The following is a 26,696-nucleotide window of genomic DNA, read 5'->3' on the forward strand; positions in this document are numbered from 1 at the left end:
GTGATTTATTGTCGAATGCGCGGAATTTGGCACGGTACCAGCCATTGTGTCCAGCCTTACTGAATGAATGTTCAACAAATAATGTTGCGTTTTTCCGGGCGTGAGTTACGCTTTGCCGACATTCGAACCCAGTAATACGTCCGTGAGAACCGAGGCTGATGATTGAAATGGCAGACGTCACTTCGCAGTATGACGAGGCCGCCATCATAAGCTGGGAGGCCATGCAGAAGGTGCTTGACAGCGCGAGCACCGTCCCACTCATCTTCGCTGGTGGAAGCCGGATGCAAAGGGATAGCCGGCGATGCTGGAGACCTTCACACGCATGAAAACGGCAGACGCCAGGGACGCGCTTCTTGAACCGGCGCGGAAAGCCGAATCCGAGAAGCGCGGGCGCAAGGCCTCGAAGGAGGTCAGGCAGCTTCAGCTCATCGAGGCGACGATCGATTCGCTCGCCAAGCGCGGCTATTCGGAAACGACGATGGCCGATGTCGCCGACGGCGCCGGCCTGTCGCGCGGCATTGTCAATTTCCATTTCGAGAGCAAGGAGAAGCTGCTCGTCGCGACGCTACAATATATGTACGACGAGTATTCCGCGCACTGGCGGAATGCCTTGCAAAAGGCAGGAGACGACCCCGCGCGGCAACTCCAGGTCCTCGTCGCGGCCGATTTCGACCGCTCCATCTGCAACAAGCGCAAGCTTGCCGCATGGTGCGCCTTCTGGGGAGAGGCCAAGTCGCGGCCGACCTACCAGGCGCTGAGCAGCGCGCGGGATGCCGTTTACCAGAATATTTTCATCGACCTGTGCGCGGCTCTGAAACAGAGCGGCGGCTACGCCTATGAGCCGCAGGTCATGGCGCTGGCGCTCAGCGCCATGCTGGAAGGCTTGTGGCTGCGGTTGATGATGGGAACCGAGGACACCACGCGGGAGACCTCCTTGCAGGCGGCCAATGAATTTCTGTCGGCGGCTTTTCCGAAACACTACCCGCTGAAGGCCGCCAGCCCTACGAGATCATAAGAAAGACGAAACCATAAGAAACGGCAGAGGATGGAACAGCAATGAAGACACTGACAAGCCGCCTGACGCTGACGCTCGCGCTAACGGGAACACTGGCGGCTTCGGCCGCGGCGCTGGCGATCGCGGCCGACAAGGATCTGATCGTGTTCGACTGGTCAGGCTATGAGGATCCGAGCTTCCACCCGAAATATGTCGAGAAAAACGGCGATTCGCCGACCTTTGCCTTCTTCGGCGACGAGGACGAGGCGTTCGAAAAGGTCCGTNTGCTGCAACCGCTCGATACTTCGAAGATCACGGGCTGGAAGGACCTCAATCCCGGCATCATGGCGATGAAAAATCTCGCCGCGACGGAGGACGGGAAAGCCTGGTTCATGCCCTGGGACTGGGGCAACACGCAGCTTACCTACAACTCCTCCAAGATCGACGAAAAGGACGTGCAGTCGCTGAAGGCGTTCGCCGACCCGAAGTTCAAGGGCCGGGTTTCGATCGGCGACAATGTCGACGATGCCTATGCGCTGGCGAGCCTTGCCATCGGCCTGAAGGACTGGACCAAGATGACCGACGACCAGTTCAAGCAGGCCTCCGACTTCCTGCGCCAGGTGCACAAGAACGTGCGCTCCTACTGGACCGATACCACCGACGTCGTCCAGCTTCTGAGCGGCGGCGAGGTCGATCTCGCCTGGGCCTGGAACGATGCGACCGTGCAGTCGGTTGCTGCCGGCGTGCCGATCAAGTCGAAGAAGGACACGGCGGAAGGCATCTCGACGTGGGTGTGCGGCTACGTGCTGTTCAAGGATGCGCCCGGCAATACCGACAAGGCCTATGACTATCTCAATGCGGTCAACGATCCTGAGACCGCCAAGGTGCTGGTCAAGGACTGGGGCTACGGCCAGGCCAACGCCAAGGGCATGGCCGGCGTCGATCAGGCCATCCTGAAGGAAAAGGGCTATGACGACGTGCAGAAATTCGTCGACAAGACACTGTTCCAGCAGCCGCTCCCGTCCGATCTCAAGCTCAAGATGATCGCCGAGTTCGAGAAGATCAAAGCCGGCTATTGAGCCGTTGTCTATCGTGCCCGTCCGTCTGCCGGCAGCATCGGCGGATGGGCTCGCCAAAGCGCTTGAATTTGCCTAACTTCGCTCTCGACATCTTTCGCGATGGGGGAGTTTTTCGCGCCATGAATTCTGTGCTTCGCCGCGTTGTCATCGCCGCTGCCTGTACGCTCGGTGCCGGCGCGGTTTACGGGCTCGCCGAAGGCGGCGGCGCCCTCGTCGTGTTCGACTGGTCGGGCTACGAGGATCCCCTGCTGCACCCGGCTTACACTGCCAAGTATGGCGCCGAGCCGACCTTTGCTTTCTTCGGCGACGAGGACGAGGCGTTCGAGAAGATGCGGGCAGGTTTCAAGGCCGATATAGCGCAACCCTGCTCGCAGAGCGTGGTCAAGTGGCGCGAGGCCGGCATGCTGCAGCCGCTCGACACGTCCAGGATCGCCGGCTGGAAGGATCTCAACTCCGGTATCATGGCGATGAAGGATCTCGCCGTCACCGCCGACGGCAAGGCATGGTTCATGTCATTCGACTGGGGCAACACCTCGCTGCTCTATCGCACCGACAAGGTGACGGCCGATCAGGCACAGTCGCTCAAGATTTTCGCCGATCCGCGTTTCAAGGGCCGCGTCACCATCGGTGAGAATGTCGACGACGCCTATGCCTTGGCGAGCCTGGTCATCGGTCTCAAGGACTGGACCAAGATGACCGACGACAGTTCAAGCAGGCGTCCGCTTTCCTGCGCGACGTGCACAAGAACATCCGTTTCTACTGGACAGACGACACCGACCTTAACCAGGCCTTTATCGGCAACGAGGTCGATCTCGTCTGGGGTTGGAACGAAACCTTCGTGACACTGAAGGGACAAGGCTTGCCGATCGCCATGAACCGCGAGACCAAGGAAGGGATTTCGACCTGGGTGTGCGGCTATGTGCTGATGAAGGATGCGCCAGGCAACCTCGACCAGGCCCATGATTTCCTCAGCGCCGTCAATGCGCCCGGCGTGTCCGACTATATGGTCAAGACCTTCGGCTACGGCCACGGCAACGGCGCCGGAATGGCTGATATCGACCACAAGGTGCTGGCCGACAGCGGCTTCGACAATCTCGAAAAATCCCTCGACAAGACCCTGTTCCAGCAGCCTGTCGCGCCCGAGTTGAAGAAGCGCATGATCGACGAGTTCGAGAAGATCAAGGCCGGCTATTGAACGACCAGACAGAAAGAACCGACGTCGTCATCGTCGGCGCCGGCTTCACCGGCCTGTCGGCGGCGCTTGAGCTGAAGAGGGCCGGCGTCGGCTTCCTGCTGCTCGAGGCACGCGACCGCGTCGGTGGGCGGGTCGAGGCGATGTGGAACGGGCTTGGCGAGCGCATCGACAGCGGCGGCCAGTTCCTTTGCGAGGACATGCCGCAGCTGATGGAACTGGCCCAGGCTCGCGGCAAGACTTTCGTCGAGACTTATGTCGAGGGCGATTTCATCACTTACCCGTCAATGTCGGTCGGCCGGGCCGAGCGGACCTATCAAGCCTCGATGGCGATCCGCGAACGCATGAACAGCATCGAGCCCAACGATCCCGCCATTGCCGGATCGACCGTTGCCGAGTGGCTGGAGAGGCAGGATGACGTGGGCGAGGCCAAGGCGGCCTTCCGGTCGATGATCGAGGGCCTGTGGTGCCTGGCGTTGGAGAAGGTGCCGCTCTGGTATCTGATCGACAATGACCGCCGTATCACCAACGAGGTGCCGGAGCTGCAATATTCCCTACGCGAGACCATGCAGTCGTTGGCCGATGATCTGGCGGAGGACCTCGGCGACCGGGTGAGGCTCGGCGAACCTGTCATCGGCATCGAATACGGTCCGGCAGGGGTTCGTGTCGTCTCCAGCAATAGCGTGATCGAAGCGCGAGAAGTTCTGGTCGCCGTGCCGCCGGCGACAGCCGCGAAGCTCGATTTTACGCCCGCCTTGCCGGCAGCCCTGGAAACGGCGCTCGGCGCCTGGGAAAGCGGCGCGGTGATCAAGGTCCTGGTGCGCTATCCCAAGCCATTCTGGCGCGAGCGGGATTTGAGCGGGATGGTGATGTGGCGCGGTCTGCCGGGGCTGTTTGCCTGCGACGCGAGCAGGGATCCCGATCATGCGGCGCTTGTCGTCTTCGTTGGCGGACCGCTGGCGCTGCGCTGGCACGAACTCGGCGAGTCGGATCTGCGGAGACAGGTGACGAGGAAGCTTGTGGAGGCGCTGGGTGCGGAGGCGGCGGATGTTCTCGATTTCAGCCGCCGCGACTGGACGCATGACCGCTGGAGCGGGGGCGCCTATAGCGACGTGATCGTCGATGTGTCGGCGAGGGGTGCCGAGCGCACCATTCTTGCCGGCGCACCGCCGGTGCATTTCGCGTCGTCGGAATTGTCGCCCTCATTCCCGGGCTATGTAGAGGGCGCGATCGTGGCCGGGCGTATCGCGGCGCGCAGGATCATCGCCGGAGTTCAGTCGGCCATCGCGACCAGCGCTTCCGGATCATAGGCAAGGCGGATCGAGGTGCCGACTGGAATGTCATCGGCGCCGAAATCGTTGGTCTCGGTCACCGAGAGCGGCTTCTCAAGGCCAGGGATCTCGACGATCAGATGGGTGATCTCGCCGAAATAGTGGCGTTCCACCACCTTGCCGGCGACCTCGAACTTGGCTGTCGCGTTGTCCCATAGCACGCGCAGGCGCTCCGGTCGGATGCCGAGCGTCGCGCCGCCGCCATTGCGCACGAAAGCCTTCGGCTTGTCGGTCTTGACGCGGCCGAATCCGAGCGTATCGAGAACCAGCGAGGTGCCGTTCTCCTCGACGATGTCGGCCTTGACGAAATTCATGCCGCCAAGGAAGTCGGCGACCTGACGGTTGACCGGGCGCTGGTAGATTTCCTTCGGAGAGGCGACCTGCGCGATCCTGCCGCCGAACATCACGGCGATGCGGTCGGACATTGCGAGCGCTTCATACTGATCGTGGGTGACCAGGACGAAGGTGATGCCGACGGCCTGCTGGAGGCGGCGCAGTTCGACCTGCATCTGCTCGCGCAGCTTCTTGTCGAGCGCCGACAGCGGCTCGTCGAGCAGAAGCACCTTAGGTCGCATCACCAGGGCGCGGGCGAGCGCCACGCGCTGCCGCTGGCCGCCGGAAAGCTCCGTGCCAAGCCGCTTGCCGAGGCCGGTGAGCGAGACCTGCGCCAGCGCTTCCTCGACCCGGCGCTTCTCTTCGCCACCCCGCAGCTTCAACCGCTTCAGCCCGTAGGCGACGTTCTGCTCGACATTGAGGTGCGGAAAGATCGCGTAGCTCTGGAACACCATGTTGGTCGGCCGGCGGTTGGCCGGTACGCCTTCCATGGGCTGGCCGCCAACCGCGATCGAACCGCTGGTCGGATTATCGAAGCCAGCGATCATGCGCAAAAGCGTGGTCTTGCCGCAGCCCGACGGGCCGAGCAGCGAGAAGAACTCGCCTCCCCTGATGGTCAGGGAGGCGTCGTCCAGCGCCTTGAACGCCCCATAGCTGCGGGTGACATCGCGGATCTCGATCATCGATCTTTCGGAATGGATCCTGTCCGCGTGAGATAGCTCGATCCGCGGCTGCTCAGGCATAGAGGCCTCCCTCGTTCTGCGTGCGTCTGGCCGCGCGGCGACGCAGGATTTCAGCAATTGTCATCAACAGGAAAGAGGCAACCAAAAGCAGCGTGCCCAGCGCCAGGACGCCGGGCAGTTTCGAGGCGAAACGCAACTGACCCCAGATGTAGATCGGCAGCGTCGCCTCGGTGCCGGTAAGGAAGAAGGCGATGATGAATTCGTCCAGCGAGATGGTGAAGCAGACCAGCAGGCTGGAAATGATCGCCGGCGCCACCATCGGCAACGTCACGCGCCGGAAAGTGCCGACGGCGCTTTCGCCGAGATCGGCGGAGGCTTCCTCTAGGCTGCGGTCGAAACCTTCGAAGCCGGAAGTCAGTACCGTCATCGAATAGGGAATGCAGACCAGGACGTGGCCCAGCACGACGGTGAACAGCGAAAGACCGAGGCCCAACTGCAGCAACACCAGCAGCATCGAGATGGCAACGATCACTTCAGGCAGCACAAGCGGCGCCATGATCAGACCGTTGATGGCGCGGCGGCCGGGATAGCGGTAGCGGGTGATCGAGCGAGCGGCGAGGATGCCGAGTACGGTGGAGAGGATGGCCGCCGAGACGCCGACGATCAGGCTGTTCCAGGCGGCATCGAGCAGCGCCGGCGTGCGCGGCAGGTCTTCGTACCACTGCAGAGTGAAGCCCGTCAGCGGGAATTTCGGCGTCGCCGCCGTGTTGACCGAGAAGATCGGCAGGAAGATGACGGGCAGATAGAGGAAGACGATATAGAGGAACGCGTAGGCCGATAGCCAGCCGCCCGGCAGCAAGCGCCGCGCCTTCATCGCGCCATCCTTTGCAAGCCGCGGATGATCAACACCGTGGCGCCGGCCATCAGGGAGACGATCAGCATGGTGGTGACGGAAAGCGCGGCACCGAGCGGCCAGTTGGCGGCCTTGCCGAACTGCGCTTGGATGGCATTGGCGATCATGACCCCGTCCTTGCCGCCGACGAGCTTTGGCGTGACATAGTCGCCGACCGTCGGGATCATGACGATCAGCGCCGCGGAGATGATGCCTGGCGCCGACAGCGGCAAAGTCACGCGCAGGAACGATCGGAAGGGGCTATCGCCGAGGTCGGTGGCCGCTTCGACTAGCGTGCGGTCGACCTTCTCGAGGGACACGAAAATCGGCAGGATGGCGAAAGCGGTCCAAGCATGGGTGAGCGTGATGATGACAGCGCTCGAATTGTAGAGCAGGGCGGTCGACGGTTCGTCGATGATGCCCAGACCCATCAGGCCGGAATTCAAAACGCCGTTGTAGCCCAGGATGACCTTCCACGACATCACGCGCAAGAGATAGCTGGTCCAGAACGGGATGGTGATGAGGAAGAGCCACAGGCTCTTGTGACGGCCGCCATGGAAGGAAATGAAATAGGCGATCGGGTAGGCGAGGACGACAGTGGACAGGCTGACAGTCAGCGAGATGTAGAGCGAGCGCCACAACAGATCGCGGTAGATCGGCTCGGTCAGTGCGACGCGATAGTTTTCCAGCGTGAAGGTTCGGTCGATGGTCAGGTAGTGCTGCGTCCAGAAGGAATGGGCGATGACCACCAGGATCGGCAGGACCAAAAGGATGAGAGCATAGAGAAAGGTCGGGCTGATCAAGGCGAAGCCTTGTACAGGCTCGGATTGCAGAAAGGCATTTCTTCTGGCCAGCGTCATGCCGAACGAGGGCGACCCTTCCGCAGCCGCCGTCATTGCCAGACCCTGGGGGGACGGGCTCCGGGTGTGATCTCGATTGCTGGCCTGGATCGTCCCGCCATACGGCATCCCTTTGGGCTGGCGCCGGCTATTGTTCCCCTTGCCGGCTTTCTTTCATCATGCGCGCATCCGCGGATTGAAATCAAGCGGTAATTCTGCAATATTGATTGAACGGACATTCAAAATCACGTGAGCAGGGTGCCGATTTCGGCCATGGCGAACCGGATTGATGACCGGAAAATTCGGGGATGATGTGGAGGCGATGATGGCGGCTGTGAGGGATCTGAAGGCACGCGAAACGGCTGGCCTTGGCGGCGACGATGCGGTCGAGCTGGCCAAGCGTCATCTCATCCAGCCCTGGCCCTACGCCGGTTCCGTCGGTTCGGAGGCGCGCGCGCTGATCGGCGAGGGCGATGGCATCTACATCACCGACAGTACCGGCAAGCGGCTGATCGACGGCCCGGCCGGCATGTGGTGCGTCAATGTCGGGCATCGCCGCGAGGAACTCGCCAGGGTGATGTACGACCAGGCGATGGCGCTGTCCTACAACACGCCCTGGTACACCATGAACGCGCCGTCGGCGGAGCTCGCCAAGCGCATCGCCGGCCATGCCCCAGGAGATCTCAGCCATATCTTCTACACCACGGGCGGTTCCTCGGCGGTCGAGACGGCGCTGCGCTTCATGCAGTTCTACAACAATGTGCGCGGCCGGCCGGAAAAGAAGCTGATCCTGAGCCGTGGCGGCGCCTATCATGGCTCAACCTATCTCTCGGCTTCGCTCAATGGCCGCCCACGCGACCGCGACTGGATGGATGGCGCCGACGAGCTGGTGGTCAAGCTCGCTTCCCCCGACCCGTTCCGCCGGCCGAAAGGCATGAGCATCGCTGCCTTCACCGATTTCCTTGTCGATCAGTTCCGCGATACGGTCGCGCGTGTCGGCGCGGACAGACTAGGCGCCTTCGTCGGCGAACCCATACAGGCGTCCGGCGGCGTCATCATTCCGCCGGACGGCTACCTCAGGCGCATCCGCGAGATCTGCCGCGACAAGGATATTCTCTATATCTCCGACGAGGTGGTGACGGGCTTCGGACGTCTGGGCCATGTCTTTGCCTCGGGCGACGTGTTTGGCATCGACCCCGACATGATCACTTTCGCGAAGGGCGTCACCTCGGGTTATTTCCCGCTTGGCGGCGTCATCATCTCGGAGCGGCTGCTGGAAGAGTTGCGGCGTTCCAATCATCCCGACGCGATGTTCGGCCATGGCCTGACCTACACCAGCCATCCGGTCGGCTGTGCCGTGGCCTTGAAGAATCTCGACCTGCTGGAAGAAAGCGTGCTTGCGCATACGCTCGAGGTCGCGCCCTACTTCCAGGCGCAGCTCAAAACGCTGGAAGAGCTGCCCCTGGTCGGCGAAGTGCGTGGCGTCGGGCTGATGGGTTGTGTCGAATGCGTCGCCGATCGCGAAAGCAAGGATCCGCTGCAGCTCGACAAGGATGTCGGCAAACGCATCGACGCTCACTGCCACGAGCTTGGCCTGCTGGTGCGGCCGCTTATCAACATGTGCGTTATGTCGCCGCCGCTCGTCATCACGCGCGAGCAGATCGACGACATGGTCGGCATCCTGCGCGAAGGCATTTCACGCACGATGGAAGATCTCAGGAAAGAGGGTGTGTGGCAGGGGTGAGTTTCCTCCTTCTCCCCATTCCCGCGGAGAAGGAGCCCGAACGGCGGATGAAGGGCAGCGCTGACGGGAAGAGGGGCGCTCTCATCGCGGCTTTGGCCAATCACCAGGGTTGTTACGCCCGGCTCCGCAGCGCGTCGTTCAAATTCCACATGTCCTTTTCTTCCGGCGCTGTTTTCAGGCCGAGCACCGGAACCTGCTTGCGCAGGTGGTCGTGGTGGGTGCGCACGCCATATTCGAGGTCGGAGAGATAAAAGCCCTCGAAAGCCTCGGACAGCATGGATTCGTTCGACCAGACCGAGAGCTGCACATCTTCCGACATGGTGTCGCGATCGATGCGGAAGGAGAGGTAGCGGGCGGCGGCCTGCTCTCGGCTCTCGTCGCGGTAGCGATAGATGGCGCCGCGCAGCAGCGTCTCACCCGTCGATAGCGGGAACTCCTGATAGAACTGCACCGATTCCGGCATCACCGACAGAACGGCGTTGGGGAAAATGCCGTAATAGACCCAGGCCTTCCTGAGATGGTCCGGCAGATGCGTCGGCTCCGGCGCGATCTTGACGTAGTTCTTCACGCTCCAGCGGCGGCCGGCATACGGGTTGTAGGTGGCGAAGGAGCGCGAGACGCCGTTGACGAAGGGCTCGTCGAAATAGGTGGCGCCATAGAGATCCTGCAAGGCGGGATGCGCCATGGCGACGTGATAGCCTTCATTGTCGACGTCGCGCACCGACTTCCAGTTGACCGGCGTTTTCTGGGTCCAAATACCCCAGGAAGGCACCATATCGGCGGCCTTGTAATGCGCGAATTCGGGTTCGATCGGCCTCAGCAGTTCGGCAACGGAGGGCTGTGGCCCGCCATTGCGGAAGCGGGTGAAGATGAAGCCCATCCAGATTTCGAGATCGAGCGGCATCAGGCCGAACTCGGTCTTGTCGAGGTCGGGGAAGGAGCGCGGGCGGGCGGCGCCGCGCAGCGTGCCGTCGAGATTGTAGACCCAGCCATGGAAAGGACAGACCAGCGCGTTCTTGCAATTGCCCTGGCTGTCGGCGACGACGCGGCTGCCGCGGTGGCGGCACATGTTGTTGAAACCGCGCACGACGCCGTCCTTGCCGCGCACGATCAGGGCGCGCTCGCCAACGACATCCATGGTGAGGTAGTCGCCGGCGTCAGGGATGTCGCAGACATGGCCGACGATCTGCCAATGATTGCGGAACACATGCTCCTTCTCGAGTTCGAGAAGGGCGTCGGAATGGTAGCTCCAGCCCGGCAGTCCCCGCCGGTCCCAATCGTTCGGGATTGCCACGTCACGGAGGTGCGGGTTCATAAAACGTCTCTTCTTTTATTGAATAAGCATTCAATATAATCATATTTTACATTGAAATGCAATGGCTTGTGGAAATACTATGATTCCGCAGCGAAAATGTCGGCGCTCCTCCATGGGAATCCCGCGCCGTTGCGGGCTTCGAAAACCCCGGAAAGTCGGGAACTTAGCCAGGGTTCCGTAACGCTATGTATCGTCGGCTCGCGCCGCCAATCGTGCCCTCCCGACAAGGTCTTCCGCCGGCAATGCCTCGACGTACGTGGCCCCCGGTAGTGCACGCCTTGCAACTCGCTCCTTAGTCCAAAACATAGTCCAATGACCGACCCTGCCCGTTTTTGCCCGTATGATGTTTCAATCCGGTTACATTGCCGGGCTCTCGTCACCTTTGCGCCGTTACAAGGCGCGATTAAATTCGTTTCATCGCAAAAAGAAAATCAACGAAAGGGATGACGATGCATGCGAAAGTCCAGATCACCAGCGGCAACCGCCTTGAAGCTCCAGAGCGCGCTGACCGTCGCCCGAAGCTGGCCCTTCGCCAGCGCGCCACCGACCACCCGATGGGAATGTTCATGGCGCTGGCTGCTTGCGCCTTCGCCGGCATGGCGTTCACGCCGACGGTCGGCCCAGCCTTCGCTTCGTTGAATCCGCCCGCCAACCTCATCGAAGGCGCGCCGACCACAACCACGACCGCCCGCCTGCCCATGCCGGCAATCGATTTCGCCTGCAGGGGGCAGGCCTGGGGCGCCGAGAGCGTGGATTGCCTGCGCGCCATTGCCGAGCAGTCCGGAACACACAAGACCCGCGCGATCCGCATGATCGCCAACGCCGCGCCGCTGACCAGCGCGCCCAACATCTTCTGATTTCTGCCTCTGCGTTTCTGTCGGGGCATGATCCCGAAACCGGTTCCCGTTTGGGGATCATGGCCTACCTCCCCGAGCGCTTCTCAGCGCTCTCTTCGGCTCCCGCCGCGATATCGGCCGGGAGCCTTTTTATGCCTTCGACGCGGCCTGCTCGGCGATGGTCGAAAGCACGCTGCGTACATCCAGCGTGCTGAACGGTTTTTCGAGGATCTGTGGCCGCTGCTGCGCCGGCAAGGCTTCGACTTCCGCCTTCGCGCCGATCAGGTCGCCGGTGACGAGCACGAAACGCCGCGCTAGGTCGGGCCGTTCGGCGAGCAGTTCGCGGTAGATCGAAATGCCTGATATACCGGGCATGCGCAGATCCGAAAAGACGATATCGGGGGGCATGTGGCCGTCCAAGGTGGCGGCGCCCGATTCCCAGAGCGGCGCGATCCTCGACTTGATGCCCATCAGTTCGAGAATATCGGACAAGGAGCCGGCGACGTCAGGCTCGTCATCGATGATCAGCGCATGGCGCAGGCCGCTCGATCGTGGCTGGCTTTCGCCGGCGGCCGCGATTCCCGCGGAGATCGCCGGCAACTGGACGACGAAACGCGCGCCTCTCGGCAACACCTCCTCGAACCAGACATTGCCATTGTGCCGTTCGATGATCGATTTCGAGATCGACAGGCCAATGCCGGTGCCTACGCCGACCGGCTTGGTGGTGAAATAGGATTCGAAAATGCGCGAACGGATGGCTTCGGGAATGCCGGGCCCGTTGTCCTCGACCGAGAAGCCGGGATTGCCACGATCGCCGCGGAAGCTCCGCACCTTGATCAGGCGGTCGCCGGCGACGCCGGCCAGGGCATGCTGGCTGTTGATGAGGAAATTGGCCGCCACCTGTGTCACGTGGTCGGCATCGGCCATGGCGAGCAGCGGACCTGGCGCGAAATCGGTATCGATGACGATGCCGCTCGAGCGCGCGCCGTAGGCGGTCACTTCGAGAGCGGCGCGGATCACCTGGTTGAGATCGGTCTCGGCCTGTGCCGACGGATGGAGGCGAACCATCGACAGGAAGCTTTTGACGATGCGCCCGCAGCGCTCGGCGGCGGCACGCACCTTCTCGGCCCGGACCTTGGTCTGCGGATCCGAGGCGAATTCATGCAGCAGCGTCGACTGGGCCACGACGACCGCCAGTGGATTGTTGAGTTCGTGCGAGACGCCGGCAAGCAGCGAGCCCATCGCCGCCATCTTCTCGTTCTGGTGCAGCTTCTCGCGCTGCCGGTTGATCTCTTCCTCGGCGCGCAGCCTGTCGCGCAGGTCGCGGATCGAGCCAAAGATGAGGCGGCGGTCGGCGACCCGCATCTCGGTCGCCGTCAGTTCGATCGGAAACACCTCGCCGGCTGCATTCTGTGTCACGGTCTCGAGCCGCTGTCCGACCATCGGGGCGCCACGGCCGGACATGTAGTCGGCGCCCGAGGCATAGCCCTTGCGGTAATATTCAGGAACGACGGTGTCGAGCAGGTCCTTGCCGAGGATATCGCTGCGCAGGAAGCCGAACATCTTCTCGGCGGCCGGATTGAATTCGATGATCGATCCGGCCTCGTCGATGACGATAATGGCGTCGAGCGACGCCTGCAGCATGGTGCGGCGGATCACTTCGCTGGCATGGGCGTCGGAGGGGGAGTGTTCGATGGCGTCGCCGATGGCGAGAGCGATGATGTGCAGCGTCGCCTCCTCCTCGTCGGTCCATTCCCGCTCTTCGACGCAGTCATTGACGGCCAGCGTGCCCCACAAATGGCCGTGCGCGAAGACCGACACCGACAGAAACGACTTGATGTTCTGCTTCTCGAAATCGGCCCTCAGGAATCCTTCGAGATCGCGCGTATGGCCGGTGAAAATCTTGCCCTGCCGCTCATCCTCGGCCAGCCGCTCAAGCAGCGGATCCGAATTGACGATCGACTGCATGATGACGGTCGGTGAGGCCAGTTCGCCGCCGAAATCGGGATCGATCCAGTAGGCAGCGACCGACTGGGCGAAACCCTGGCCGGGCAATTCGCGCAGGCGGAACAGGATGCCGCGCTGGCACTCCATGGCGTGGCACAGCGTTTCCAGTATGCCGTCCATTTCGCGCTGCCAGTCGCCGGCCTCGCGCAGCCGGCGCACGACACGTACGGCGGCCATCGCCGCACCCTGCCGGAAACCTTGCATGTCCTTGCTTGTCGTGTCGCCCGTCATTGTCAGCCATTAGTCCAGAGTCAGGCCAATTCGATCGGCTGGCAACGGCTGCGGAGCGGAACCCCCGTGGGTCTGACGCTCAGTTGCCGTCGCCGGCCGGCAGCGAGAAGATATAGCCTTCGCCACGCACCGTGCGCAGGAATTTCGGGTTGGCTGGGTCTGTCTCGATTTTTTTGCGCAGGCGCATGATGCGGATATCGACGGCGCGCGACGATTCCGGATCCTCGGTGAAGCCGATAGCCTCGGAGATCGCGGCCCTGGTCAGCAGCCGGTTGGCGCGGGTCAGGAAAACCTCCAGCACGTCAAATTCGCTCTTGGCCATGTCTATCACCGTGCCGTTGGCGCCGGTGACCATCCTGCCGTCGAGATCGGCCTGAAAGGGGCCGAAAGCGACGGAGCGCCGATCCGTCCTGGCTTTCCTGTCCTGCGGCTCCGTCGGCTGGGGAACACGGCGCAGCACGCTGCGCACCCTGGCCAGCACCTCGCGCAGTTCATACGGCTTGACTATATAGTCGTCGGCGCCGAGTTCCAGTCCGACGATGCGGTCGAGCGCGGTGCCGGCCGCGGTCGCATAGATGATCCCGATCGGCATTTTCGAGCGCAGCCAGCGGCCAAGCGACAAGCCATCCTCGCCCGGCATGGCGATGTCGAGGATAGCCAGATGGAAGGACTGCGTCTCGATCAGGCCGCGCGCGGCGGCCGCGGTTTCAGCGGTCGAAACATCGTAGCCGGCGGCGCCGAGATATTCGGCGACCGCGTCCCTCAGGTCGGGCTCATCCTCGACGATGACAATTCTTGCCCGCACGATGCTCTCGCTCCCACTTTCAGTGGAAAGTAGATTGGGTATAAACATGATGTCCAGCACTCATATCCGGTTGCAAGGGAACGGTTGGAAAACATGGCCGCACGAGCCGTCATCGCGCTTGTTTCCGTCGCCGAGGTCGTCGCGACCGAGCTTGCCGACCATCTGGAGCGGCGCGGCCATGACGTGCGCCGGGCGCGGCAGCCCTGGGAGGCGGAATCGCTGCTGGCGAGCGGCGGCATCGACGTTGTCGTCGTCGGGGACAGCCTCAGCCAGGCGGAAGGGCGGGATCTGCTCAGGCGTTTTGGCGGCCAAGCTGGGGGTAGCGAGCATGGACCGGATTTCATCCTGATATGCCGGCCCGCCGATCTCCTCGACAAGGTGCTGGCGCTCGAGCTTGGCGCCGCCGACGTCGTCGAAAGTCCGCTCAATGTCAGGGAACTCGCCGCGCGAGTCGGCGGCCTGCTTTCGCGGCGCGGCAGGGGCACCCAGGAACTGATCGTGCTGGAGAACGCGACCGTCGACCTGAGGTCGGCGATGGTCATGCACCGCTCCGGTACGCAGGAGCAGCTCTCGGCCGGCCAGGTGGCGCTGCTCAGGCTGTTCCTGGCGAGCCCGCGCAAGGTGCTGACCCGTGACGACATTATCGCCGCGGCGCCGGCCGAGAATGCCGACGCCTTCGATCGGTCGATAGACTCGCGCATCGTGCGGCTGCGCCGCAAGCTCGACACCGACACCATCACCACCATACGCGGCGCCGGCTACAGGTTCGATCCGCCACGGCAGTTCGCCGACTGACGGCTGTGTTTTCCCGCTGGTTCGCCGGATGAACATCGGGCTTCCGTTTCCCGCGCCGATGCCCGCGAGGTTCAGCGCACCACCAGCAAGGACGGGCCCGAGGCCATTTCGCCGCTGACGGCGAACCCGCTTGCGTGAGCGCGTTCCTTGAGCAGCACGGTGGCGAGTGCGGCAAAGCCGAGTAGGCCCTGCGCATAAAGCAGTGCGGAAAGCACGGAAGCCGCGAACTTTGTTTTCATGATCTGAATTCCCCAAAAAATGACTGTGTCGCGGATCGCTTCCCGAAACTCCCGAAGTGCCCGCGCCGCCCACGGAGCCCCCCGTCGCGGCGCGGGCCTTCGGTCCTCTCGGCAGCAAGTTGCCGGAGGGGCCGCGCAATGCCAGTTGCCGAAGGCCAACCCGCCAGAGGGCCTTCAACCGGGCGATGCGCAGGCTGGAAACGATCCAGACCGTGGCGCAAACAGGGCGACGTGCAGGGTCGAAATCTCACTCGAACTCATCGCCGCCAGCCCCGCACGGGGCCGCCGGCAATGGTGACGACGCCGCCGACAGCCGCCGCCGTGATGCTGATCCTGAAGAGCCAGGAGCGTATGTTCGTTTTCGTTCCCTTGGTCGTTGCCGTCTGCTTTCGTTGCGTCAACTTTTGCATCCGGTCGGTATCCGGATCATGCCGTCCAAAACCGCACTTTGTTGCAGATTGGTTTCGAATGGAGACAAACTCTTTCATCTAGGAGGCAACTCGAACTTTCGTTTCATGGTGAATGCCTGTGTGCTTCATCCTCAGTCCCAACTGTTCGGAATGGAGCGCCATCGAACAGGGTAATTGCCCTGTTAACCAGTGGAAACAGATTCGAAACACAAACGAGCATTTCGCGAAATCTTTCCGAAACATGCCGCTGGGATAAGCCGCCTCATCGAATTGGAGCCGGCCGGACCGGCAGAGAGAGGGGACATCATGCACACCACCATTTCCGCAAAGTTCATCAACATCACCGCCGCCGCGCTCATGGGCAGTGCACTTCTGTTCGGCGCCAAGGCCGCCCATGCCGCCAACAGCATCGTTGCCCGCGTTTCGCTGTCGCAGCAGGTCATGGAAGTCTCGGTCGACGGCCGGCCGACTTTCGCCTGGAAGGTTTCCACTGGCGACAGGGCGCACGTGACGCCGACCGGCTCGTTCAAGCCGACGCGCATGCATCAGATGTGGTATTCGAAGAAATACGACAACGCGCCGATGCCACATTCGGTGTTTTTCAGCGGCGGCTACGCGGTCCATGCCACCTATGCCATCAAGCGCCTCGGCCAGCCCGCCTCGCATGGCTGCGTACGGCTGCACCCGGACAACGCCGCCGATTTCTACCAGCTCGTCGAGACCTTCGGCCCGGCCAACACCAGCATCGTCATCGTCAAGTAGCAGGCAGGTTGCCGCATTCGGCTATGTACCGGAGTTGCTGGAGCGATCGCCAAAAAAGAGGCCGGAGAAATCCCGGCTTCTTTTTGTGTCTTGCGCCCTGTGCCTCAGTTCGGCAGCGCCGGCATCAGCTTGGGATCCGGCTTTTCCGCCAGATGCGGCAGGTCCTTGCTGGCGATGAAAGTATAGAACATTGGCACGACGAACAGTGTGAACATGGTGCCGACCAGGATGCCGGTGAAGATGACAAGGCCCATCGAATAGCGGGCCGCGGCACCGGCGCCGCTGGAAACGATCAGCGGCACCACGCCCAGCGCCATCGCCGCCGTCGTCATAAGGATCGGCCGCAGGCGCACCTTGGCCGAGGCGATGATGGCGTCACGCCGCCGCATGCCATGCAGTTCTCGCTGCTGGTTGGCAAATTCGACCAGCAGGATGCCGTGCTTGGTGATCAGGCCGATCAGGGTGATCAGTCCGACCTGGGTATAGATGTTGAGGGTGCCTAGGCCCAGATTGAGCGGCACGATCGCGCCGAAGATCGACAGTGGCACCGCCATCATGATGATCAGCGGATCGCGGAAGCTTTCGAATTGCGCCGCCAGCACCAGGTAGATGACGATGACGGCCGCGCCGAAAGCGATCAGGATCGTGTTGCCCTGTTCCTTCTCCTGCCGGGACTGGCCGGAATAGTCGATGAAGAAAGTGTCGGGCAGGCTCTCCGTGGCAATGTCCTCGAGCACTTTCAAACCGTCGCCCGTGGTGACGCCGGGCAGCGGCAGCGCCGAGATCGTCGACGAATTCAGCTGGTTGAACTGCTCGATCGCCGCCGGCGAGGCATTGTTCGAAATCGTCACCACGGCCGACAGCGGCACCATCTCGCCCGTCACGCTGCGCACGAAGTACTGGCCGAGCTTTTCGGGGTTGTCGCGGAATTCCTGCGGCACCTGCGGGATGATGTCATAGCTGTTGGAGTCGCGGTCGAATTGCGCCACTTCGGCACCGCCGACCAGCAGCGTCAGCGTCCGGCCGATATCGGCGATGGGCAGGTTGAGCGCGGCGGCGCGGTCGCGATCGATGGTCACCGTCACCTGAGGTGCGTCATAGGCCATCGAATTCTGCACGACGATGAAGCGGCCCGAGGCTTGCGCCTTGTTCTTGATTTTCTCGGCTTCCTCGTAGACCTGAGCGGAATCGCCGGTCGAGCGCACCACCATGGAAATCGGCAAGCCGCCGCCGGAGCCTGGCAGAGTCGGCGGCGCGAAGACGAAGGCCTGGACACCCGCCACCTTGGCGATACGAGCCGTAATGTCGGCCTGCAGCTCCTTCGAACCGCGCTTCCGCTCCGCCCAATCCTTGAAGGCAAAACCGACGAAGGCGCTGTTGGTCGTACCACCGAAGGCGACGGCCGAGAACTGCGCCCGGGTTTCGGGAATGTCCTTCACCAGGCCCAGGATCTGATTGACGTAAGTCTCGGTATAATCGGAGGTCGCATAGCGCGGCCCCGTCACCAGCGAGAGCAGGAAGCCCTGATCCTCTTCCGGCGCCAGTTCCGTCGAGGTCTTGGTGAACATGAAGCCAGTCACGCCTACAAGTGCCAGCACGATGAGCAGCGTCAGCGGGCGATAGTTCAGAGATCCGGTGACGGCGCGCTCATAGACATGCTCGACGCGCGCGAAAGTGCCGTCGACGATGCGCTGGAAACGGCCGGCATTGCCGGGCTTCAGAAGGCGCGCCGACATCATCGGCGTGATGGTGATGGCAATGACGCCCGACAGCACCACCGATCCGGCGAGCGTCACCGCGAATTCGCGAAACAGGGCGCCGGTCAGGCCGCCGGTGAAGGCCAGCGGCGCGAACACGGCGGCCAGCGTCATGGTCATGGCGACGATGGCCGACGCGATCTCGCGCATGCCGCTGAAGGCCGCCTGCATGGGCGGCATGTGATCCTCTTCCATGTGGCGGTGGATATTTTCCACCACCACGATGGCGTCGTCGACGACAAGGCCGATCGCCAGCACCATGGCCAACAGCGACAGAAGGTTGATCGAATAGCCTACCGCGAACAAAAGGAAGCAGACGCCGATCAGCGACAGCGGGATGGTGATGATCGGCATCAGCACCGAGCGGAACGAACCGAGGAACAGGAGGATGACGACAACGACGATGGCGACCGCCTCGCCGATGGTCTTGAACACCTCGTCGATCGAGGCGCTGATCTGTCCGGTCGCGTCGTAGACGACTTCGATCGTCATGCCCTTCGGCAGTGTATCCTGAATCTGCGGCACGAGCTTGGTGAGTGCCGCCGCCGTGGTCAGCGGATTGGCTGCCGGGGTCGGGAAGATGGCGAGGAAGGTGCCGGGCTTGCCATTGAAGGAAACCCTGGTGTCGGTGTTCGCGGCGGCCAATTCGACGCGGGCCACGTCGCGCAGGCGCACGACATTGCCGTCGGTCGAGCGCAATGGCAGCGCGGCGAAGGCTTCCGGTGTCTGCAGCGTCGAGCGCACGGTGATCGACGAGACGATATATTCGTTCTGGGTGTTGCCGGGCGCCGACAGGAAATTGGAATTGTTGATCGCCGTCAGCACTTCGGCCGCCGTCACGCCGCGCGCGGCAAGCCTGACCGGGTCGATCCAGACGCGCATCGAGTATTCCTGGGCGCCGAAGATCTGCACGTCGGCGACGCCTTCGACCGTCGACATGCGGGGCCTGATGACGCGTTCGATATACTCGGTCAGCTGCTCCTTGGTCATGTTCGGATTCTGCATCGAGATGTACATCATCGCGAACTGCTGACCCGTGCCCTTGACGATGACCGGGTCCTTGGAGGCGTCCGGCAAGGTGCCGCGCACGCCTTGGACCTTCGACAGCACTTCGGTCAACGCGACGTCTGGGTTGGAACCGAGCTTCATCTGCACCGTCACGGTGCTGGAGGACGGACGGCTGGACGAGGTGACGTAGTCGATGTTCTCGGTCGAGGCGACGGCGCGCGCGATCGGGGCGGAAATGAAGCCCTGGATCAGGTCGGCGCTGGCGCCCGGATAGGCTGTCGTGATTGTGATCGCGGTCTCGTCGACCTTCGGATACTGCCGGATCGACAGGTTGAAGATGCCCTGGAAACCGAGCAGCAGGATCATGCAGGCAAGAACGGTCGAAAGGACGGGCCGGCGGATGAAGAGATCGGAAAAGCTCATTGCTGGTCGGCCTGCTTGTTCGCCGATTTGGTCGGGTCGATGGTGTTGTCGACGTTGACGGTCATGCCGTTGAAGAGGCGGTTCTGGCCCGCGGTGACGACCTCGTCGCCGGCCTTCAGCCCTTCGATGATCTCGACCATGCCTTGATTGCGGCGGCCGGGCTTGACGAAGACCTGTGACAGAACAAGCGCCGGTTTGTCGCCTTCCGCCGCCGGCTTGGCCGGATCGGCCGCTGCTGGCTTGGCGGCATCGGCAGTGGCCTCGTCCGCTGGCTTGGCTGCGTCAGCGGCCGGCTTCATGGCATCGACGGCGGGTTTCATGGCGTCTGCCGGCTTGGCGTCTGCCGTCTTGGCATCCGTAGGCTTGGCATCCGCAGGCTTGGCATCCGCAGGCTTGGCATCCGCAGGCTTGGGATCCGCAGGCTTGTCGGTGGCCGCCGCCGGCTTTTCGTCCGGCTTGGCTGGCTGCGCCGGGGCTGCCCCGGCGGGCTTCGCCGGCTCCACCACGAATATGTAGTCGCCATAGAGACTGGTGGTCAGTGCCGTCTGCGGCAGTGACAGCACGTTCTGCTCCTCGGGCAGTTCGACACGCACCTGCACGAACTGACCTGGGGTCAATTTGCCTTCGGGATTGGCAACTTCTGCTCGGATGTTCACCAGCCGGCTGGATGGGTCGATCTTGGGGTCGATGCCGCGAATGGCGCCGGCAAAGGGCATGTCGTCGCTGCCGCCAAGGCCCAGGCGAACCGTCTGGCCAATCTTGAGCAGCGGCAGCTGCTGTTCGGGAACCGAGAAGTCGACCCGCATCGTGTCGAGGTCCTGCAGCGTCACCACCGCGGTGCCGGGTGCCAGATACTGGCCGAGATCGATTCTCGGAATGCCGACCGTGCCGGCGAAAGGTGCGGTAAGCTGCTTCTGGTCGAGCACGGCCTGCAGCCTGGTGACCTGGGACGCCGAAGCGGACGCCGCCGCACGCGCTGTGTCCAGCGTCGAGTCGGAGCCAACACCACGCTTTGTCAGTTCGACGGCGCGGGTCAGCGTGGTCTGATCGAGTGCCGCCTGCGCCTTCTGCGCATCGAGATCGGCGCGCTCGACGGCGTCGTCGAGTTGCAGCAGCACTGCGTTGGCCGCCACCTTCTGGTTGGCATGGAAGGGGATTTCCTTGACGATGCCGGCGGTCTCGACCGTCAGGTCGACACCGCGCACGGCCCGCACCGTACCGATCGCCTCGACGCCCGGTGTCCAGTTCGACGGCTTGGCGACGGTTGTCGACACGGTCGCCGCCGGCGGCTTCATGGTGGCGAAATACTGTTTGATACCGTTGTCGCGCAGGAAGTTGAAACCGACGATCCCGCCGACCACGATGACGAGCACGGCAAGGACCACAATAACGATAAAGACACGGAGTATGCGCTTGAACAAGGAAGTCCCCTCAGTCGAAAATCCGGCGCGAAGCGCGGACATCGGGACACATATCGACTGCGGGTCCCGATTTCAAATAGTGGCGGTCTTACTGTACCGTCTGGACGGTCTTGTCAATTGGGCCTAAGCTTGCGATGGGAGGCGCCATGAGAGCCCAACGACCGAACTCGCGCGAGAAGATTCTCGCCGCGGCGGCTGATGTTGCCCGGGAATCCGGGCCCGGCAGCCTGTCGCTCGATGCCGTTGCCAACCGCGCCGGCGTGTCGAAGGGCGGGCTGCTCTACAATTTCCCCACCAAGGCGAAATTGATGCAAGGCCTGGTCGAAGGCTATTTGCGCGATTTCGAGCAAGCGCTGGAATCCGCGAACAGCAACGACAAGGGCAAAAATCCCCTCGCCGTCTATATCAGGCTGTCAGCCGAGGATTGCGAGGAAAAGCAGCCATCCGCATCCTGGATATTCTCGGCGATCGCCGAGGATCCCGATTTCATGATGCCGATCAAGACATTCAAGCGGCAGCTTTTCGAGCGCCTGAAGGGCGAGGCGCCGGATCTCAAATCGCTGCTGGTCTGCTATCTCGCCATCGAAGGGCTGCGCAGCATGAACCTGTTCGATTCCGACGTGCTGTCAAAGGACGAACGGGACCTGCTGGTGTCGTCACTTCTCGATATTGCCAAATAGCTTGTCCGCGCGGGAGCAGGGCGACGCTGCCACGATGGTTCAATCGACGGCGCTCACAGGGCCTTGCCCGTCGATGGATCGAACAAGCGAAGCGCGGCTTCGTCGAAGGCGAGGCTGCGCTGTTCGCCCTTGGCGAACTGGGCCCGCGGCGGCAGGCTCGCCGTCAGCCGTTGCGTGCCGATCCGCGCCGTGGTGACCAGCTCCGGGCCGGTCAGTTCGACGACCTCGATCTCCACGGGCAGTGACGGCTCCGCGGCGGCTCCGGTCGCCGCACGCAGCGCTTCCGGCCTGATGCCGACGACCATTTGTGCGCCCTCAGGCGCCGCATTAGCATAGCGTGCCGGCATGGGGATCCGTACATCGGATCCGGCGATGGCCAGCTTGCCGTCGGTGACGGTGGCCTGCAGCATGTTCATCGATGGCGCGCCGACAAAGCCGGCGACGTACAGTGTCGCCGGATCGTTGTAGATCTCCTCGGGGGTGCCGAGCTGCTCGATCCTGCCGTCGCGCATGACGGCGATGCGGCTGGCCAGCGTCATCGCCTCGATCTGGTCATGGGTGACGTAGACGACGGTCGTCCGCAGCATCTGGTGCAGGCGCTTCAATTCGGTGCGCATTTCCAGGCGCAGTTTGGCGTCGAGGTTGGACAGCGGCTCGTCGAACAGGAAGACCCGCGGCTTGCGCACCAGGGCCCTGCCGATGGCGACGCGCTGGCGCTGGCCGCCGGAAAGCTGACTCGGCTTGCGGTCGAGCAGAGCCTCGATCTGCAGCAGTCTTGCCGCTTCGTTCACCGTACCGTCGCGCTCGTCGGCCGCGACGCCGCGCATCTCCAGTCCGAAGCCGATGTTGCGGCGCACGGTCAGGTTGGGATAGAGCGCGTAGGACTGGAAGACCATGGCGATATCGCGGTTCTTGGGGTGGACGCCGAGGATCGAGCGGCCACCGATCAGGACGTCGCCGCTGGTCGCCTCGGCAAGACCGGCGATGATGTTGAGAAGCGTCGATTTTCCGCATCCCGACGAGCCGAGCAGCACAAGGAATTCACCGCTCTGCAGCGCGATGTCGATGCCTTTCAGCGTCTCGACGCTGCCGTAGCTCTTGCGGATGCCGCGAATTTCAAGCGTGCTCATGCATGGGGCCCTCGAACTGCATTGGCCCGCCATAGTCGCGGGGCAAGGTGGAAATGGCGCGCGAGGCGACGTGCGTAGCGGCGCGGAGGCAGGCGGACAGCGGCCGTTCCTGTGCCAATGCGGCCAGGAAGGCGGCATTGAAGACGTCGCCGGCACCGATCGTGTCGACCACCCTGACCTCGGGCGCGGCGGCTTCGACGAGAGCGCTGTCCGGGCCGATGGCGATGGCGCCACGTGGCCCGCGCTTGACGACGAAGGTCGCGCCTTGCCTCATCCTGGATCGGATTTCACGCGCCGCTTCCTCCGGACTTGGCAACCCCGCCAGGGTCACCGTCTCAACCTCGTTGAACAGCGCCAGCGCGCACCGCGACAGCCATGTCCTTGTCGCGGCGCAATTGGCGTTGGTCCAGCCATCGATCGGCCAGCCTGTATCGAGTGCCACGGCAATGCCGTGGCTGTCGGCCCAGTCGAAAAAAGCATTGTAGTCGCGCGTGAGGTCTTCGGTCAGGAACGAGCCGCAGAGCAGGGCGTAGCCACCGGAGAGCGCGGGGCCGTCGAGAACCGACAAGACATCGGCGAGGCCGAAGCGCGGCAAGTGCCCGCGAGTGGTGAAGAAGGTCCGTTCCCCATCGGGATGGGTCATCCCGACCGACAATGTCGTGCCTTCGGGACGGATAGCCCATTTCTCGGCGCGGACGCCAAAAGCCTCACCAAGCCAGCGGCCGAACTGGTCGTCACCGACATTGGCGGCAATCGCAAAGTCAACGCCCAGCGCTTGCCAGGCGAGCCCGGTGTTGCCGGCCTGGCCGCCGACGCGCGATTCGTCATGGTCGACAACGGTCTCGGTGCCCGCCTTCGGCCATGGCGCGACCGGGCCGACGATCAGGTCGACATTGACGTTGCCGATCACCGCCAGCGGGCGCATCACTCGCTCCTTGTGATCTTGGTGGTGCGCACCGGCGTGCCTGCATTGTCGACGCGACCGTCCGCGAAGGCGATCATCAGGCGCTGTGCCACCGGCAGCATTGCGAGGATAGCGGCCATCCCCGCGGCTGGTTTGAACGTGAGCGTGACGGCCCCGGCGACCGGCGCTTGTCCGGACGCGTCGAAGATGACCAGCGGCGCGCCGGTTTCGACCACCGAAAGTGCCATCGCGGTCACCAGCTCCGAGGTCGGGTCGGCGCCGCGAAACAAGACAACACCGATCTGAGGGCCGAGCATCTCCATCGGCCCGTGCCGCAACTGGCCGCCCTCGAGCGAAAAGCAGGGCAGCCGCGACAGTTCGGTCAGGCCAAGCGCCAGGGCTTCGGCCACGCCCTGCAGGCGGCGGCCGGAGGTGACGATCGTAGCCACCTTGCCAAGCGCGGCGAGTGCTTGGGCGATATCGCAATCCTGGGGAGCCTCGAGCATGGTAAGGGCAGGAGCCGGATCCTCGCCCAGAGCAGCGAGGATGGCCAGGTGCAAGGCCAGGGTCACGGTCAGGCTGCGGGTCGCGGCGAAAGCCAGTTCGGTGCCGCCGGCGCCGACCAGGCAAGGCGCGTTGCGGGCAAGAAAAGAACCGCCTTCGAGCGTCAGGCCGAAAACGTCCGAGCTACCGCCGGCCTGCGCAAACCATCTGACGACTTCGGCGCTCTCGCCGGATTGCGAAGTCACAAGCACCGTCCGGTCGGCCAGCGGCAATGGCTGGCCGAGCTGCTCGGACAGCGGCAGCGCCAGCGCATCGATGCCGAGTGCGCGATAGAGCGGCTCGACGGCACGGCCGACCGCATGCGAGCCGCCCATGCCAAGCAGAAGCAGGCGGCCGGTCTTCCCAATCGAAGCGGCGACGTCTGCCGCCATGGCAGCGTTGTTCTCGAACGAAGCACGCGCATCGGCGTGCTGGCGCGCCATTTCGCGGTCGATGGCGGTCAATCCGGCCGGCCGTTCTTTATCTGCAATCATGTTCATCCTTTCACACCGCCGCTGGTCAGGCCCGAGATCAGCGCCCGCTGCATGACGAGGCCGATCAGCACCGGCGGCAAGGCGGCCAGCACGCCGGCCGTGGCGATCAATCCGTAGTCGGAAACACGGCCGCCGGCCAAATCGGCGATGGCGACGGTAAGCGTCTTGGCGCGCTGGTCGGAGGTAAACAGCAGCGCGTAGAAGAATTCGTCCCAGGCCAGTAGCACGGCGAATAACGCCGATGTCGCCATCACGGGCGCGGCCAGCGGCAATGTGATGATGCGCAATGTCTGGAACAGGCCGGCGCCGTCGATCATCGCCGCTGCCTCGATCTCGCGCGGGATGGAATCGAAGCCGGATTTCATCAGCCATGTGGTGAAGGGCGCCAGTATGGTGAGATACACCAGCGCCAGGCCGAAGACATTGTTGAGCAGGCCAAGATGCGACAGGCCCATATAGAGCGGCACGGCGAGCGCCACCGGCGGCAGCATGTATGTGGCGATGACCATCGACAGCGACCAGCCGATCGCGGGTGTGCGCGAAACCGCCCAGCCGGCGGGGATTGCCAAGGCGAGTGCGGCCAGCGTCGCCATGCCGGCGATCTCAAGACTGTTGCGCAGCGACGAGGTGAAGGCGGCGCCGGCGCTGTTTTCGGCTGTCGACAGCAATTGCTGGTAGCGGGAGAAGTCGGCAGCCTGCGGCCACCAGCGCAGCGGCTTGGCTGCAAGATCGGCGGCCGGCGAAATGCTCATGATGAACAGCCAGGCGATAGGCGCCAGGATGATCGCGGCAAGCAGCAGCGCGCAGGCATAAATGAAGACGGTGAACGCGGGGCTCTTGCGTTCCATCAGGCGGCGCTCCCGGCGGTCTTTCGCACCAGGGCGGCATAGGCGACGGCGAGCAGCGTGACGAGCAAGGTGACGATCAGCGCCAGCGACGCGCCCGAGCCGGCGCGCTGGAAGGAGAACGCTTCCTGGTAGACGAGGATCGAGAGTGTTCGCGTGGTGTTTGCCGGACCGCCGCGTGTCATGACCCAGATGATGTCGAAGACCTTGAAGGCCTCGATGGTGCGCAGCACCAGCGCCACCATCAGCGGGCCGGCGAGATAGGGCAGGATGACGAAGCGGAAACGGTTGAACGGTCCCGCGCCGTCGACCAGGGAGGCGGCGGTGATGTCACGCGGTACCGCCTGGAGGGCGGCGAGCGCGATCAGCGCCACCAGCGGAAAGTTCTTCCAGCAGTCCGCAACGATGAGGGCAGCCAGCGCCGTTCCTGGCTCGCCGAGCCAGGACCGATAGGCGTCGATGAGATGCAACTGCGTCAAGGCGGCATTCAGCGCGCCATATTCGGGATTGTAGATCAGCCGCCACAGCGTGGCGTTGACCACCGTCGGCAATGCCCAGGGCAGGATCATCAGGGCGCGCAAGATTGCGCGGCCGCGAAACTCCTGGTTGAGCAGCAGGGCGGCGAGGACGCCGATCACCATTTCGGCGGCAACCGAAACAATCGCGAACACGGTCGTGGTGATCAGCGTGCGCGAGAAGTTGGTGCTCGACAGCATGTTGGAGTAATTGTCGAAGCCGACAAAATTGCCAGCCGTGCCGACCAGCTTGGCATCGGTGAAGGAGAGCCCGACCGTATCGGCCAGCGGCCAGCCGATGACGGCGACCATGACCACCAGCAAAGGCAGCATCAAAAGCCATGCGCGGGTCGTCATCCAGGTGCTCGACATCAGAGCAGCCTCTCTTCTCTCATCTGTGATCTGGACATAGCACGGGCGGCACTCGCGCATGACCCCGGAAATCGGAGGCCGATTTCCGGAAGGATCACGCGCAAGATAGAAAGTGCT

The 26,696-nt window shown here is 63.1% G+C and carries 23 protein-coding genes and 1 pseudogene; 9 read left to right on the plus strand and 15 right to left on the minus strand.

Features of this window, described 5'->3' with window-relative positions; translation table 11 throughout:
* Positions 1-301: 301 nt before the first annotated feature.
* From betI to X739_RS148785, 4 genes and pseudogenes are all read left to right on the plus strand, one after another.
* Complete coding sequence (betI, locus tag X739_RS148795) at positions 302-1,015, plus strand: transcriptional regulator BetI (protein WP_031248234.1); 714 nt, start codon at positions 302-304, stop codon at positions 1,013-1,015.
* Between the two features lie 41 nt (positions 1,016-1,056).
* Positions 1,057-2,073, plus strand: a complete 1,017-nt coding sequence (locus X739_RS148790; RefSeq protein WP_023794981.1) for an extracellular solute-binding protein — start codon at positions 1,057-1,059, stop codon at positions 2,071-2,073.
* A 119-nt stretch (positions 2,074-2,192) separates the two neighbouring features.
* Positions 2,193-3,268: pseudogene (locus tag X739_RS01000000166220) on the plus strand (extracellular solute-binding protein).
* Entirely contained in the window at positions 3,265-4,575 is a 1,311-nt protein-coding gene (locus X739_RS148785; RefSeq protein ID WP_023794982.1) for a flavin monoamine oxidase family protein, read from the plus strand. The pseudogene X739_RS01000000166220 and the gene X739_RS148785 overlap by 4 nt, the downstream one beginning before the upstream one ends.
* Here the strand turns inward: X739_RS148785 and X739_RS148780 are convergent.
* From X739_RS148780 to X739_RS148770, 3 genes are read right to left on the minus strand one after another with little or no spacing between them, the layout of a single operon-like run.
* Positions 4,539-5,612 carry an ABC transporter ATP-binding protein gene (locus X739_RS148780; RefSeq protein ID WP_023794983.1) on the minus strand — a complete coding sequence of 358 codons (1,074 nt, stop codon included), beginning with the start codon at positions 5,610-5,612 and terminating at the stop codon, positions 4,539-4,541. The two genes, X739_RS148785 and X739_RS148780, sit on opposite strands and share 37 nt — an antisense overlap.
* Positions 5,613-5,664: 52 nt before the next feature.
* Positions 5,665-6,486 (minus strand): ABC transporter permease, encoded by an 822-nt coding sequence (locus X739_RS148775; protein WP_023783655.1) that lies wholly within the window; start codon positions 6,484-6,486, stop codon positions 5,665-5,667.
* A complete protein-coding gene (locus X739_RS148770) occupies positions 6,483-7,400 on the minus strand; it encodes an ABC transporter permease (RefSeq protein WP_031252101.1) in 918 nt (305 codons plus the stop codon). Before X739_RS148770 ends, X739_RS148775 begins: the two co-directional genes overlap by 4 nt.
* Positions 7,401-7,668: 268 nt before the next feature.
* On the opposite strand from X739_RS148770, the gene X739_RS148765 reads away from it, so the two are divergent.
* Complete coding sequence (locus tag X739_RS148765) at positions 7,669-9,087, plus strand: aminotransferase (RefSeq protein ID WP_023794985.1); 1,419 nt, start codon at positions 7,669-7,671, stop codon at positions 9,085-9,087.
* A gap of 112 nt (positions 9,088-9,199) precedes the next feature.
* Here the strand turns inward: X739_RS148765 and X739_RS148760 are convergent, their stop codons facing one another.
* On the minus strand, positions 9,200-10,402 hold the full coding sequence (locus X739_RS148760; RefSeq protein ID WP_023783653.1) for an aromatic ring-hydroxylating dioxygenase subunit alpha: 1,203 nt from the start codon (positions 10,400-10,402) through the stop codon (positions 9,200-9,202).
* A gap of 449 nt (positions 10,403-10,851) precedes the next feature.
* Between X739_RS148760 and X739_RS148755 the strand changes: the two genes are divergently transcribed.
* Positions 10,852-11,259 carry a hypothetical protein gene (locus tag X739_RS148755; RefSeq protein WP_023783652.1) on the plus strand — a complete coding sequence of 136 codons (408 nt, stop codon included), beginning with the start codon at positions 10,852-10,854 and terminating at the stop codon, positions 11,257-11,259.
* 129 nt (positions 11,260-11,388) lie between these two features.
* On the opposite strand, the gene X739_RS148750 is transcribed toward X739_RS148755, so the two are convergent.
* Complete coding sequence (locus tag X739_RS148750) at positions 11,389-13,476, minus strand: PAS domain S-box protein (protein WP_031241120.1); 2,088 nt, start codon at positions 13,474-13,476, stop codon at positions 11,389-11,391.
* A gap of 79 nt (positions 13,477-13,555) precedes the next feature.
* Positions 13,556-14,329: a response regulator transcription factor gene (locus X739_RS148745; protein ID WP_198026150.1), complete on the minus strand. Its 774-nt coding sequence runs from the start codon at positions 14,327-14,329 to the stop codon at positions 13,556-13,558.
* 45 nt (positions 14,330-14,374) lie between these two features.
* On the opposite strand from X739_RS148745, the gene X739_RS148740 reads away from it, so the two are divergent.
* Positions 14,375-15,076, plus strand: coding sequence for a response regulator transcription factor (locus tag X739_RS148740; RefSeq protein WP_023774140.1), 702 nt, complete (start codon positions 14,375-14,377; stop codon positions 15,074-15,076).
* Positions 15,077-15,147: 71 nt separating this feature from the next.
* Here X739_RS148740 and X739_RS1000000169990 read toward each other — a convergent pair whose 3' ends face one another.
* Both X739_RS1000000169990 and X739_RS1000000170585 read right to left on the minus strand, forming a co-directional pair.
* A complete protein-coding gene (locus tag X739_RS1000000169990; RefSeq protein ID WP_023774141.1) occupies positions 15,148-15,315 on the minus strand; it encodes a hypothetical protein in 168 nt (55 codons plus the stop codon).
* A gap of 257 nt (positions 15,316-15,572) precedes the next feature.
* Positions 15,573-15,803 (minus strand): hypothetical protein, encoded by a 231-nt coding sequence (locus X739_RS1000000170585; RefSeq protein ID WP_245273878.1) that lies wholly within the window; start codon positions 15,801-15,803, stop codon positions 15,573-15,575.
* A 228-nt stretch (positions 15,804-16,031) separates the two neighbouring features.
* Between X739_RS1000000170585 and X739_RS148735 the strand changes: the two genes are divergently transcribed.
* Entirely contained in the window at positions 16,032-16,487 is a 456-nt protein-coding gene (locus X739_RS148735) for a L,D-transpeptidase (protein ID WP_023774143.1), read from the plus strand.
* A gap of 104 nt (positions 16,488-16,591) precedes the next feature.
* Here the strand turns inward: X739_RS148735 and X739_RS148730 are convergent, their stop codons facing one another.
* Both X739_RS148730 and X739_RS148725 read right to left on the minus strand, forming a co-directional pair.
* A complete protein-coding gene (locus X739_RS148730) occupies positions 16,592-19,675 on the minus strand; it encodes an efflux RND transporter permease subunit (protein ID WP_023774144.1) in 3,084 nt (1,027 codons plus the stop codon).
* The gene (locus X739_RS148725) at positions 19,672-21,096 is read right to left on the minus strand and encodes an efflux RND transporter periplasmic adaptor subunit (RefSeq protein ID WP_023794987.1); all 1,425 of its coding nucleotides are present in this window, start codon (positions 21,094-21,096) and stop codon (positions 19,672-19,674) included. The genes X739_RS148730 and X739_RS148725 overlap by 4 nt, the downstream gene beginning before the upstream one ends.
* Before the next feature lie 146 nt (positions 21,097-21,242).
* Here X739_RS148725 and X739_RS148720 point away from each other — a divergent pair, with 146 nt between their 5' ends.
* The gene (locus X739_RS148720) at positions 21,243-21,776 is read left to right on the plus strand and encodes a TetR/AcrR family transcriptional regulator (RefSeq protein ID WP_015315434.1); all 534 of its coding nucleotides are present in this window, start codon (positions 21,243-21,245) and stop codon (positions 21,774-21,776) included.
* A 53-nt stretch (positions 21,777-21,829) separates the two neighbouring features.
* Here the strand turns inward: X739_RS148720 and ugpC are convergent, their stop codons facing one another.
* From ugpC to X739_RS148695, 5 genes are read right to left on the minus strand one after another with little or no spacing between them, the layout of a single operon-like run.
* Positions 21,830-22,906, minus strand: coding sequence for a sn-glycerol-3-phosphate ABC transporter ATP-binding protein UgpC (ugpC, locus tag X739_RS148715; protein ID WP_023774146.1), 1,077 nt, complete (start codon positions 22,904-22,906; stop codon positions 21,830-21,832).
* Positions 22,893-23,831, minus strand: coding sequence for a PfkB family carbohydrate kinase (locus X739_RS148710; RefSeq protein ID WP_023774147.1), 939 nt, complete (start codon positions 23,829-23,831; stop codon positions 22,893-22,895). Before X739_RS148710 ends, ugpC begins: the two co-directional genes overlap by 14 nt.
* Entirely contained in the window at positions 23,831-24,853 is a 1,023-nt protein-coding gene (locus X739_RS148705) for an SIS domain-containing protein (RefSeq protein ID WP_031248238.1), read from the minus strand. The genes X739_RS148710 and X739_RS148705 overlap by 1 nt, the downstream gene beginning before the upstream one ends.
* A complete protein-coding gene (locus X739_RS148700; protein WP_023774149.1) occupies positions 24,850-25,695 on the minus strand; it encodes a carbohydrate ABC transporter permease in 846 nt (281 codons plus the stop codon). The genes X739_RS148705 and X739_RS148700 overlap by 4 nt, the downstream gene beginning before the upstream one ends.
* Entirely contained in the window at positions 25,695-26,579 is an 885-nt protein-coding gene (locus X739_RS148695; protein ID WP_023774150.1) for a sugar ABC transporter permease, read from the minus strand. Before X739_RS148695 ends, X739_RS148700 begins: the two co-directional genes overlap by 1 nt.
* Between the last annotated feature and the right edge of the window lie 117 nt (positions 26,580-26,696).

It is taken from the genome of Mesorhizobium sp. LNHC209A00, assembly GCF_000502915.1.
GTDB lineage: Bacteria > Pseudomonadota > Alphaproteobacteria > Rhizobiales > Rhizobiaceae > Mesorhizobium.

Coding starts and splice junctions, on each gene's coding strand:
- betI (WP_031248234.1), top strand. CDS start 302: ATGCTGGAGACCTTCACACGCATGAAAACGGCAGACGCCAGGGACGCG.
- X739_RS148780 (WP_023794983.1), bottom strand. CDS start 5,612: ATGATCGAGATCCGCGATGTCACCCGCAGCTATGGGGCGTTCAAGGCG.
- X739_RS148775 (WP_023783655.1), bottom strand. CDS start 6,486: ATGAAGGCGCGGCGCTTGCTGCCGGGCGGCTGGCTATCGGCCTACGCG.
- X739_RS148770 (WP_031252101.1), bottom strand. CDS start 7,400: ATGACGGCGGCTGCGGAAGGGTCGCCCTCGTTCGGCATGACGCTGGCC.
- X739_RS148765 (WP_023794985.1), top strand. CDS start 7,669: ATGGCGGCTGTGAGGGATCTGAAGGCACGCGAAACGGCTGGCCTTGGC.
- X739_RS148760 (WP_023783653.1), bottom strand. CDS start 10,402: ATGAACCCGCACCTCCGTGACGTGGCAATCCCGAACGATTGGGACCGG.
- X739_RS148755 (WP_023783652.1), top strand. CDS start 10,852: ATGCATGCGAAAGTCCAGATCACCAGCGGCAACCGCCTTGAAGCTCCA.
- X739_RS148750 (WP_031241120.1), bottom strand. CDS start 13,476: ATGACGGGCGACACGACAAGCAAGGACATGCAAGGTTTCCGGCAGGGT.
- X739_RS148745 (WP_198026150.1), bottom strand. CDS start 14,329: ATGTTTATACCCAATCTACTTTCCACTGAAAGTGGGAGCGAGAGCATC.
- X739_RS148740 (WP_023774140.1), top strand. CDS start 14,375: ATGGCCGCACGAGCCGTCATCGCGCTTGTTTCCGTCGCCGAGGTCGTC.
- X739_RS1000000169990 (WP_023774141.1), bottom strand. CDS start 15,315: ATGAAAACAAAGTTCGCGGCTTCCGTGCTTTCCGCACTGCTTTATGCG.
- X739_RS1000000170585 (WP_245273878.1), bottom strand. CDS start 15,803: ATGAAAGAGTTTGTCTCCATTCGAAACCAATCTGCAACAAAGTGCGGT.
- X739_RS148735 (WP_023774143.1), top strand. CDS start 16,032: ATGCACACCACCATTTCCGCAAAGTTCATCAACATCACCGCCGCCGCG.
- X739_RS148730 (WP_023774144.1), bottom strand. CDS start 19,675: ATGAGCTTTTCCGATCTCTTCATCCGCCGGCCCGTCCTTTCGACCGTT.
- X739_RS148720 (WP_015315434.1), top strand. CDS start 21,243: ATGAGAGCCCAACGACCGAACTCGCGCGAGAAGATTCTCGCCGCGGCG.
- ugpC (WP_023774146.1), bottom strand. CDS start 22,906: ATGAGCACGCTTGAAATTCGCGGCATCCGCAAGAGCTACGGCAGCGTC.
- X739_RS148710 (WP_023774147.1), bottom strand. CDS start 23,831: ATGCGCCCGCTGGCGGTGATCGGCAACGTCAATGTCGACCTGATCGTC.
- X739_RS148705 (WP_031248238.1), bottom strand. CDS start 24,853: ATGAACATGATTGCAGATAAAGAACGGCCGGCCGGATTGACCGCCATC.
- X739_RS148700 (WP_023774149.1), bottom strand. CDS start 25,695: ATGGAACGCAAGAGCCCCGCGTTCACCGTCTTCATTTATGCCTGCGCG.
- X739_RS148695 (WP_023774150.1), bottom strand. CDS start 26,579: ATGTCGAGCACCTGGATGACGACCCGCGCATGGCTTTTGATGCTGCCT.